Origin of the sequence: Kaistella soli, assembly GCF_019038595.1 — a bacterium.
GTDB classification, from domain to species: Bacteria; Bacteroidota; Bacteroidia; order Flavobacteriales; family Weeksellaceae; genus Kaistella; species Kaistella soli.
In genome coordinates, this window is record NZ_JAHOPF010000002.1 from 595,243 (window position 1) to 603,495 (window position 8,253).

The window sequence follows — 8,253 nt, forward strand, 5'->3', positions numbered from 1 at the left end:
TTTAATCATAGTTTTAAAGGTTTATTGACTAACACACAGCTGCTAATCTATTTTTTTAATTATTTTTGCACACCTAAAAATGTATCATAAAGAATGAAGAATTTCTTAAGCAACAAAAAGAAGGTGAATGTTCTCTTGGGAGCGCTTCTGCTTGTTATTTTCGGACAGGCATTATTCATCGGGAAAATTTTCTCGGAAAAAAGCGACAAAACTTACGAAGTAAATTTAGTAAAGATAAATACCCAGAAAGACAGTATTGATTACCTGGAGATGAAAAACAACCTTACTTTGGTTGATAACACGGTGAGAGAACTCAATTCGTTTCTGGCTTCCAAAAACATCAGTGACGGCAAAATAGAGATACTTGCAAAAGACAGCATTTCCAACGCGGTATATCTTGCAAAACAAACCAACCGCTACAGCCAGTATTTAATGGATCTGCAGAACAAACTGCAGCAGGTACCGCTCGGTATTCCTACGGAAGGCTATATCTCTTCCAATTTCGGGAAGCGGAAAAACCCGATTCCTTTTCCAAATGTCTTGCTTGCAAGTGCGAAACCTATGAAACCGACGGCCAAACCTGAGCCTCAGTACACCGAAGTAAAGGACAGCCTTGGAAACATAAAAAGAATTCCGGTGACTGGGACTGATAATGTGGTAGCAAAAACCATGGAGAAAAACAATCCGCCGGCGGAGGCTGACCAGATGCAGTTCCATAAAGGATTGGATATCGCGGTACCTTACGGAACCGATGTGCGCGCTGCCGCAAAAGGAACGGTAATTTTCGCAGGTCAGAAAGGCGGTTACGGAAACTGCGTTATTGTATCCCACGGAAACGGACTTGCAACACTTTACGGTCACCTTTCCGAGATTCTGGTGGATGCCAATGACGTGATCAAAGTCAATCAGGTGATTGCAAGATCAGGTAATTCGGGACGTTCTACCGGACCTCATCTTCATTATGAAGTGCACAAAAACAACACGCCGGTAAACCCGAAACTGTTTATGAATCTTTAAGAGTCCTTCACGATATTTCAAACGCTCCGTAACGGGGCGTTTTTTTTGGTTTACTGAATACGCGAGGACATTGATTACTCTAAGGTTACTTATCCTTCTTTTCAGGGGCATTCTGCGGAGGCATTGCGGTAGACGCGTTGATACTGTCTCCCTTTATGGAATCCTGAATATGGTTCTGAATCAGTTTTTTTTCAGTTTCCGCGTAATCTGCCGGTTCCGTGCTTTGAGGCTTGTCATTCTGTGAGCAGCTTACCGCAGCCATACTCACCATTGCGATGATTAATTTTTTCATGGGGAAAGGATTTAAATTTAAATTTCAGCAGAAAGGTATTGAAGCCCATCTGCCGCTGCAGAATATCTTGTCCGCAGCAGCATACTATTCAGTTCAGAAAAAACTGTACCATCTTTGTGTTTTCGAAAACTTCAGTCAAGAAGGTATTTTGAAAAAAGCTTATATTCGTTTTAAATTAAAGTATGAAAAAACTGATCATCCTCGTTTCTGCCGTAACGCTATTGAATTCCTGTATCGTTTCCACCGCCGCAAAAGTGGTAAAAGGCACGACGAAGGTTGCCTATAAAGCAGTGAAAGGAACCGTAAAAGGCATAGGCTGGACGGTTGCCAAAGCAAAAGGCAAAATAGACGAAGACCGTATTGACGGCACCTGGAAAGTGGTGGGAGCCTATAAAGGTTCTTTTGCTGATTTCGAGAAAGACGGGAATCCTGACAGTTCTTTCAGCAGCGAATGCGGAGGATTCGATCAGATGGTTTTTAGTGCCAAAAGGTCCAAATTCAAGCCTGTACACTGCAGTACTGAAGAGGAAGACTGGGTAAAATACGATTTCGAATTCGGGAAAAATCCAGCTACCAAAGAGAGAGAAAATTATCTCGAATATAATTCCGGCAACTACATTTCTGTCATCGATGTAAGCAGCAAAACCATGGTTCTGGAGGGCAATCTGATGCCTAAACTGGCATTTTCCGGAACGAAACTGTATCTTCTTGAAAAGGTAAAATAGGGCAAAACTTTCCGTTATTTTCCATTATTTTCCATTTTTTTTCATTAAAGGGAGGAAAAGGGTATTTTTGGGAAACTACGCCGATAGTGTTTTCCGGCAACAATATTCTTCAAACACTTTCTATCAGAAGGTTTTTTACAGGAAACTTTACTTTACAAAAATATAAGGAACTGATGTTTCTATATCCTTTGTATATCCATTGTATATCCTTTGTATATCCTTTCTTCGACCGTTGTATATCCATTCTATATTCACTGTTCGTATACTGTTCGATGTTTGGATCATTTAAACTTATCGCCTTTGTAGTTTTTCTTAACCACAGAGAACACAGAGATTTCACAGAGGACACAGGGAGTTTATTCTGCTGAACCGTAATGATCGATGCATGATCATATTGTATGTGCTTTTGTGACTTTGTGGTTTTTTTAACCACCGAGAACAGAGAGGTTTCACAAAGGACAGAAGGAGTTTATTCTGCTGAACCGTAATGAGTGATGCATGATCATATTGTATGTGCTTTTGTGACTTTGGGTTTTTTTTAACCACAGAGAACACAGAGATTTCACAGCGGACACAGGGAGCTAATGCTGTTTTTGTGTTCTAGAGTTAATTTAAATGCGAAACTTTGTGACTTTGTGGTTTTCTAAACAGCAGTGCTCATGGAGGCGTTAATGAAGACACGGAGACATTAGTGGAGTGAAGTTCAGTTCTTTTCTGACGCATCAGAAAACATTTCCTGCTTTACGGTTTTCCTTTTTGTGGGATTCATCAGAATGAGTATCTTTAAGACTTACCTATAAAAACTATTTATGTCTCTAACATTTCTACTGTTGGTGCTGATCGGGGTACTGGTTACCATTGGGATCATCACAAAAAAACTCGACGTCCTCACCTACTCTGAACCCGATAAAAACGGGAACCGCAAACCTACCGGTTTCAAATGGAAACCCGTCACTTTTATCTTACTCTCCGTTCTTGCAGCACTTTTCCAGCCCATCAATTATGAGGTGATCAGTGTGGGTCACAAAGGACTTTTAATCAATTTACTCGGCGACAAGCGGGGCGCTTCGAATACTGAAGAGGTTTCGGGAGTGGTGTTCTATAACAAATACACCCAGGAAATTCAGGAAGTTCCGCTCGATCAGAGACATATTGAATATCCGGAATCCATTATTGTTGCGAAAGGCGGTTTCCCCTGCCCTATCAAACCTTCGTTCAACTATTCGGTGAAGGAATCTACCGCGTCTGATATGTTTACGAACCTGAGGTCCACCTACAAAAAAGGCGGACTGGAAGCAATACAGGAAGGCTGGCTGAACAATGCCATCATCGGCGCCATCAACGATGTTGCTAACAGGCATTCAATCGACTACCTGTTCAACAACCGGGAAACTTATGAGGCAGAAATTCTGTCGGAAGTGAATAAAAGAATCGGGAAATGGTTTATGGTGTCCCAACTGAAAACCAATATCCAGCCCCCAAAAGCCATCCGCCAGTCGATTGAAGACAAGGCAACGGCAGATGCTGATGCGATTAAAGCCGAAGCTCAGGCAAGAGTTGCACAGGCAGATGCTCAGAGAAAGATACAGCTGGCGAAAGGAGATTCGGCTTCTGTGGTCATCAGAGCGCAGGCGGAGGCAAAAGCCATCAGCCTGAAACAGCAGGAAATTACGCCTACTTATGTGGAATACCAGCGTGTGCTGAAATGGGATGGCGTAATGCCGAGCACGGTGCTGGGGAGCGGGAGTAATACTTTACTGAATGTAAGCAAGTAAGAGGAACTTAAGACTCTGCAAACATAGCGTGTTTTTACATTTTTATTAAAAATATACTCTATTTTTTTGAATTCAATAATGGGAGTAGGTATAGTACGTTTATAGGGTGTTTATACGACGACATTATCCAAAATCTGTTGTGAATCATATAAAATATTAGCAGATAATTAAGGATATTGTAAATAGGCGGATGAGGAGCAGCAACAGCTAGACGCTATAAAATGCGAAGTTGTATGAAGAATTTTAGAGTTTATTAATTTAATAATAAAAATCAATAATATGAGCATTACGGATATTGCAGCGCACAATTTGACCGGTAGAACCTTAAAAAACGAATGGACTGTAAGGCATAAGGTAGTGCAAGCGGTGGGAGCAACTGGTGGATTCTTTAGTGTTTGTTACATAGTAGAGAAAAATGGTGAGAAAGCATTTTTAAAGGCATTAAATTTTAACGCTTTTTTCCAACAATTTCCCGGAAGATCGATTGTAGAGATTTTACAAGAACAAACTAACGCGTTTACGTTTGAGAAAAACCTACTTTTAAAATGTAAAGACAGTAGACTCACAAAAGTCGCAGTCATCATAGATGAAGGAGAAATAATAGTTGAGGGATTTACAATATCTAATGTACCCTATCTCATATTTGAGATTGCTGAGGGTGATATCCGCTCCAATATTAAGTTTTCAAATAATGTTGATTTAGTTTGGAAAATAAAATCGTTACACGATGTTGCCGTTGCTTTAGAACAGTTACACAGTGTAAAGATTGCACATCAGGACCTTAAACCATCAAACATCCTATTGTATGATAGAGCTTCAACTTCTAAGATTGGAGATTTAGGAAGATCTCTATGTGCGACCATTCCCGCGCCGCACGACGATGGATATTTCAGCGGGCAAATGGACTATTCGCCGCCAGAATTTTTATATAAGTACACCATCCCAGATTGGAACATAAGAGTCAACTCCACTGACATGTATTTATTTGGTAGTTTGGTGACTTATTATTTTATAGGTGTTAATATGACCGCATTAATTGGGAAAAATTTAGACCCAAGGTTTCGATGGGGTGTTTTTTCTGGTAGTTTTGATCAAGTTAAAAATTATTTAATTGATGCTTATACCAGAAGCATTGATGAATTATCCTCAAGTTTTGATAATCAAGAATTTTCAACTGATTTAACAGAAATAATTAAATACTGCTGTTTTCCCATACCTGAGAAGAGGGGGCATATAAAGAATATTAAAGAAGTTGGAAATCAATTTAGCCTAAAAAGAGCTATTTCTAAATTAGATTTGATCAAAAGGCGAGCAGAACTAAATTTATATAAAAATGACTAATATCTACGAACTCGAAAGGAGATTTCTTGTCCCTAATTGGAGAGATTTTCGCAGAACGGTAAAAATTGGAGAGCTTGGGCTTCTGCATGATAGCAAAAAATTAAGTATTGACAAATCCGGTGTTTTATTAGATTGGCAAAACAATAAAACAATCGGCGTCGCAGCAGACTTAATAAATAGATCTTTTATATTAAACGATTTATTTTCTACTGAGCTACAAGATGCAATCAGGTTGGTTGAAGAAAACATTTTGGACGCGTCAAATCCTTTACTTTCACTAATTAACCAAATTAAAGACGAGCTGAATCCAGAGATTGAAAGTAGCACAAAAGTTTTAGAAAAGAACATCACATCAATTGACGAATTTAATTCTATTTTTGATGAGAAATTGTTTAACAAAATAATATCGAAAACCAAAAACAAAACTAAAAACCACTTAAATAATGCTATATACTGGGTCGAGTTAGCGAGATTATACACTATAAAGGGCCATTTACATAAGGCCGAAAAAAGTATGATAATAGCATTAAATTTAGCATCTGAAAATAGGTTTGTGTTACGATCCGCAACAAGGTTTTTTATACATAATGGTGATGAAGAAAGGGCACTGTATTATTTACGAAAGACTAGCAATATAAAAAATGATCCATGGTTGATTTCAGCACATATAGCGTCTTCACAATTAATAAATCGATTTTCCCCATTTATTAAAAATGGCTTTAAATTAATTGAGTCAAAAAATCTATCCTTGTTTGATATCACTGAATTATCAAGTTCATTAGGGTCACTGGAACTGGAAAATGGGTCTTTTAAAAAAGCAAAACCTTTACTGGATATATCAATTTCTTGTCCTAATGATAATAGTTTAGCACAATTTGAATGGCTCAGCAAAAGAGATGGTAGGTTGATATTCAATACAGAAGATTTTGATAAGGTTATCAATCCCTTTGAAGCCTTTGCGTATGAAAATTTTAAAAAAGGAAATTTTAAAAAGTCTTTTTATAATTGCATAGATTGGTTTTTGGATATACCTTTTTCAAAAAGACCCCTAATGTTTGCCTCGTACATTGCAACTATATTAGGGGAGCATGACAAATCAATTATGTTATGTATGGTAGGATTAAGATACGATAATAATGAAATTGGATTTGTAAACAATTTAGTTTACAACTACTGCATTAAGAACGATTTAGTTAATGCTAATAAATATCTGACAACTTATTTAAGTAAAAATCCTACAAATGAATTAACAAATGAGGTTAAAGTAACCTTACAAGCTACCATTGGTTTATTTCTTCTCAGAAGTCAAAGAATAAACGAAGGGAAGAAGATATACAAATCTGCATTGGATAATTCATTAAATTTAAAAAACAATTACTATTACAATTTAGTATTAATAAACTTGACAAGGGAGTTACATTACTTGAAAGATGATGAATTTGACTATTACTACGAAAAATTTAAGTCTTTAAAATCTGAGGATAAAGATGTGATTATTCAGAAGGAAAGTGTAGAAAAAATCATCGTAAGATAATTGAATTTCCCCGCTGCGCAAAGTCTGACTTCGTCTAATCTTCGATTTCCTGACTTTGATCCTTCACCAATTCGACTCGCTACAAAACGTTCTATAGCATTTTAAAAAACAAAAACTATGAAGAGAATACTTTTAACATTGACCTTAAGTCTGCTATTTGTAATGGCAAATGGACAGACAAGGGAACAATTAATTGAACAGGCAAAAACGTATGCTGATTCAGGGGACAATGTTAACGCAGAAAAAGTTACCAAGCAACTGATCGACCTGGATTCAAAATATGGAGGCAATTATATTTATTGGTCTAATTTAGGAACCTTTCAAAGAAAATCAGGGAAGCAAAAGGAAGCGCTGGATTCCTATAACAAATCAATAAAACTGAATGACAAATTTGCAATATCATATACCAACAGAGCAAAACTGTATGCTGACTCGAAAGAAACTGAAAAAGCTGTAAAGGATTATAACGCAGCCCTTACAATAGAGCCATTTAATCAGACCGCACTTCTTGACTTGGGAATGATGTATGTAAAACAGGGAGATTTTGTAACAGCAAGAACCTTTTTTGAGAAGTTGCTTTCAAAGTATCCAGACGATTATGGTGCTGCATCTAACCTGGCCAACATCAAGAAAAGACAGGGTGAATTTTCGGAAGCATTAGTTGACTTCAGTAAATTAATTGCAAATCACCCAATCGAAGTAATTCTGTATAATAACAGGGCAGACCTGTATCTAAAACTCAGAGAATATGACAATGCAATTAAGGACATTGATAAGGCATTAGAAATAAACCCTGATTACTTGGTTGCCATCATAACCAAGGGCGAAATATATTACGATAAAGGTGATTATGGAAATGCGTGCAAATATTTTAATCTTGGAATTAGTAAAGGCTTTCAAAAAGAAAGGATTGCGACTTATTTGGCAAAATGTAAATAGATACTGCTGAAATTGTGAACAAAGCCAACTAATCACATAAAAAACCTGTGTAAGTACTCCGTTTTTTTTAACCAAATTATTTCCTTAGATGAAAGATTTAAAAGAAAACATCCATACGCCTAATCATATTTCTGCACAGGAAAGAACGAAATGAATCCTCCTTGCGGCCGCTCTGCTTATGTATGGGGCATTTGCATGGTATCGGGGTGAGGTGTATATTCCTGACCGGTCAGGAGACGGCATCCGTTTTACCGGTACGGCGTGCACGCTTATTTACTTTGGATTGATTGCCGGTGCCGCCAACTGTATTTCAGTGGTTGTGGATCATTACGATAAAAGAAACAATGAGGCCAATTACCAGAAGTTTGCGATGGTTACGCGGACAGTTTCTATTGCGCTGCTCGCACTGGGAACCGTGGGATCGATCTTATATGATGGACTGCAGCTTTGGTAGTGACAACTGCTATACTAAAGATTCGTGCCTTTACTTTGTATTCTATAAATAAATGTAAAACCTTATCTTTAGAAAGAGAAGTAGAGGTGAACTATGATTCGCGCTAAGTTCTACGACTTATCTGCCGCATTAGTCCTCTACTTTCTCTTATTTGTTGAATTGCTTCAAATAGAATG

At 37.6% G+C, this 8,253-nt stretch carries 8 protein-coding genes; 7 read left to right on the top strand and 1 reads right to left on the bottom strand.

Features of this window, described 5'->3' with window-relative positions:
* The first annotated feature begins 93 nt into the window (after positions 1–93).
* The gene (locus KSK37_RS05825) at positions 94–1,017 is read left to right on the top strand and encodes a M23 family metallopeptidase (protein WP_217200028.1); all 924 of its coding nucleotides are present in this window, start codon (positions 94–96) and stop codon (positions 1,015–1,017) included.
* A gap of 85 nt (positions 1,018–1,102) precedes the next feature.
* Here the strand turns inward: KSK37_RS05825 and KSK37_RS05830 are convergent, their stop codons facing one another.
* Positions 1,103–1,309 (bottom strand): hypothetical protein, encoded by a 207-nt coding sequence (locus tag KSK37_RS05830; protein WP_217200030.1) that lies wholly within the window; start codon positions 1,307–1,309, stop codon positions 1,103–1,105.
* A gap of 182 nt (positions 1,310–1,491) precedes the next feature.
* On the opposite strand from KSK37_RS05830, the gene KSK37_RS05835 reads away from it, so the two are divergent.
* From KSK37_RS05835 to KSK37_RS05860, 6 genes are all read left to right on the top strand, one after another.
* Positions 1,492–2,034 carry a hypothetical protein gene (locus KSK37_RS05835; RefSeq protein WP_217200032.1) on the top strand — a complete coding sequence of 181 codons (543 nt, stop codon included), beginning with the start codon at positions 1,492–1,494 and terminating at the stop codon, positions 2,032–2,034.
* An 809-nt stretch (positions 2,035–2,843) separates the two neighbouring features.
* A complete protein-coding gene (locus tag KSK37_RS05840; protein WP_217200034.1) occupies positions 2,844–3,809 on the top strand; it encodes an SPFH domain-containing protein in 966 nt (321 codons plus the stop codon).
* 279 nt (positions 3,810–4,088) lie between these two features.
* Positions 4,089–5,150, top strand: coding sequence for a protein kinase domain-containing protein (locus tag KSK37_RS05845; RefSeq protein WP_217200036.1), 1,062 nt, complete (start codon positions 4,089–4,091; stop codon positions 5,148–5,150).
* Positions 5,143–6,684: a tetratricopeptide repeat protein gene (locus tag KSK37_RS05850; protein ID WP_217200038.1), complete on the top strand. Its 1,542-nt coding sequence runs from the start codon at positions 5,143–5,145 to the stop codon at positions 6,682–6,684. Before KSK37_RS05845 ends, KSK37_RS05850 begins: the two co-directional genes overlap by 8 nt.
* A 117-nt stretch (positions 6,685–6,801) precedes the next feature.
* Positions 6,802–7,623, top strand: coding sequence for a tetratricopeptide repeat protein (locus KSK37_RS05855; protein ID WP_217200040.1), 822 nt, complete (start codon positions 6,802–6,804; stop codon positions 7,621–7,623).
* Between the two features lie 178 nt (positions 7,624–7,801).
* The gene (locus KSK37_RS05860) at positions 7,802–8,077 is read left to right on the top strand and encodes a hypothetical protein (RefSeq protein WP_217200042.1); all 276 of its coding nucleotides are present in this window, start codon (positions 7,802–7,804) and stop codon (positions 8,075–8,077) included.
* Positions 8,078–8,253: the final 176 nt, after the last annotated feature.